The sequence below is a fragment of the Moraxella sp. CTOTU47616 genome (assembly GCF_032017465.1).
Lineage (GTDB): Bacteria > Pseudomonadota > Gammaproteobacteria > Pseudomonadales > Moraxellaceae > Faucicola > Faucicola tetraodonis.
In genome coordinates this window covers 1-2,707 of sequence record NZ_DALZPU010000016.1, presented here as the reverse complement: position 1 = coordinate 2,707, position 2,707 = coordinate 1, and the positions used below count along the sequence as shown (strand labels likewise).

Below are 2,707 nucleotides of genomic sequence, written 5' to 3'. Positions count from 1 at the left end.
ATATTATTGATAGGTTTTCATTGAAATAAATAATAGACAATATTATTGAATAAAATCAGGGAAAAAACAATTAAAATTGCTCATCCTGATTTATTCAACAATAACAGGTGTTTTTGTTGAATTAACATTTAAAGAAAATCTATAACATTTATTTATGGGTTTAATTTTCGACAGTAAGTTTATTACTCATCTTAAAAAACGCGTAAATATTCAATTTTTCAGCCTGTTTTTTCAATCATCACTTTTTTATTCAATGATACTTTTTTATTTAATGATACTTTTACATTTAACAATCATCCATAGGGTTTTTTAAGCAACCCTATGATCATTAAGCACATTTTCTCAGTCTAACCGACACGGTTTTAAAGGCAGGCATGCCTGATTTTTTATCAAAATCTGTCATCGCAATCAGTGGATTGGCTTCAGGGTAGTACATGGCTAGATTGCCTTTAGGGATATCATACAAAATGACTTGAAAGCCTGTGACTTTTCGCTCAATACCATCGCCGTATTCACTTTGGATAATCACCTTATCACCTGCTTTTAAATCCAATCTATCAGCATCATCAGCATTCATAAAAATTACTTGCCGCGTGTCAAAAACGTTGCGATAGCGGTCATCCAACCCATAAATGGTGGTATTGAATTGGTCATGAGAACGGATACTGGTTAGTGTTAATAAATCATCGGGCTGAGCCGTCAATTTATCTGCATAAATCTCGGTTAACGGTGTAAAGAAAAAGGTGGCTTTACCAGATTGGGTCTGCCATTCATAACGGTTGGCAGGATGCGGTAGATGAAAGCCTTGTTTGGTATAGACTTTTTGGTTAAAGTTATCAAAGCCTTCAATGGCTTTAGCAATGTCATTACGAATTCGGTCGTAATCTTCTACATACCAAGCCCAACGAATCGGGCTATGCCTAAGTGTAGCCGCAGCGATACTTGCGATAATCTCAGTTTCAGCGCGCAATTTATGTGAAACAGGCTGACGCGCTCCTTGTGACAACACCACATTACACATGGAATCTTCAATACTAATGTATTGGTTATTGTCGCCTTGCTTATCAATTTCTGTTCGTCCTAAACAAGGTAAAATAATGGCTTCTTTACCATGAATCAAGTGGCTACGATTGAGCTTGGTCTGTATCTGTACCGTTAACTCACAGCCGCGAATACCCGCTTCTGTACGTGCTTTATCGGGGGTTGCCACTGCAAAATTGCCCGCTAGGCTCATAAATACTTTAACCTTGCCTTGTTGCATGGCTTCAAGGGTCTCTACAACGTTATAGCCATGCGCTCTAGGGGACTTAATGCCAAAAACTTTGTCGATTTGATCAAGTAGCTTATCTGAAGGCTTGTCCCATACACCCATGGTACGGTTACCTTGAACATTACTATGCCCACGAATCGGCGCAAGTCCCGTCCCTGTCTTGCCAATATGCCCCATAACCAAGGCTAAATTTGCCAACATATGCACATTGTCCGTACCATGACGATGCTGGGTGATGCCCATACACCATGTTAAAATAGGACGTTTACTCTCTCGATAAAGCTGGGCTAGTTGCTCAATTTGCTGCGCGTCTAACCCTGTAATATGATAAATGGTTTGCCAATCGGTCGCCCTTACCCCTGCAATCATTTCATCAAAGCCTACGGTCTGGGCTTGAATAAAGTCATGATCAAAAATAGTGGCTTTAACGTTATCCCGTGCCTCGCGATCCCAATTATCTAAATGCTTGAGTATGCCCGTCATTAACGCATAGTCTGAGCCAATGTTTAGCTGGAAAAAATAGTGACTAAGTGGCGTGCTACCATTTGTCAGCATTTGGCTTGGGCGTTTTGGATCTTGAAAACGGGTAAGTCCCCGCTCTTTAAGCGGATTAATCACAATGATTTTGCCACCACGCTCAGCGACATTTGCCAATGTTTCTAGCATACGTGGGTGATTGGTACCTGGATTATGCCCAAAACTCCACACGCTGTCACAATGCTCAAAGTCATCCATTACGATGGTTGCTTTACCTAAGCCGATACTATCTTTTAACCCCACACTGCTTGCTTCATGGCACATATTGGAGCAATCTGGCATATTGTTCGTGCCATAGCATTTGGTAAATAACTGATACAAAAACGACGCTTCATTACTGGCTCGACCAGAGGTATAAAAGACAGCTTCATTCGGGTCATCCAATCGATTGAGATGACTGGCAATCAACTGATAAGCAGCTTCCCATTCGATGGGTTCGTACTTATCAGTCGCCGCATTGTACTGCATAGGCTCAGTCAAGCGTCCTTGGTTTTCCAAGAAATAATCACTTTGCGCGAGCAGTTCAGTGACGGTATATTTGGCAAAAAAATCAGCCGTCACGGTTTTTTTGGTGGTTTCAAATGCCGTTGCTTTAGCCCCATTTTCACAAAAATTAATGGGCTTTTTTTTGCCGTTTGGAAATGCACAACTTGGGCACTTAGTGCCAAATGGCTGATTTAGGTCTAATAATGTGATTGGCGCACGGGTCAATGCCTGCTGCTTTCGCATATTACCTTGCACGGCTATCAACGCACCCCAACCCCCAGATGGCGTAATAAGCGCATCAAGTTTATTATCGGTTTGGTTCAAATCGGTGGTATGAGTCAAACCATGAGGAAGATTGACATAGTCAAAAATTTGATTCGTCAACGTATGGAAGGGTTGCATTAATCGCATGGC

Annotated in this window: 1 protein-coding gene; it reads right to left on the bottom strand. The window is 41.2% G+C overall.

Features of this window, described 5'->3' with window-relative positions; genetic code table 11:
- Positions 1-328 precede the first annotated feature (328 nt).
- Entirely contained in the window at positions 329-2,704 is a 2,376-nt protein-coding gene (locus RTS10_RS10985) for an FdhF/YdeP family oxidoreductase (protein ID WP_409455606.1), read from the bottom strand.
- Positions 2,705-2,707 lie beyond the last annotated feature (3 nt).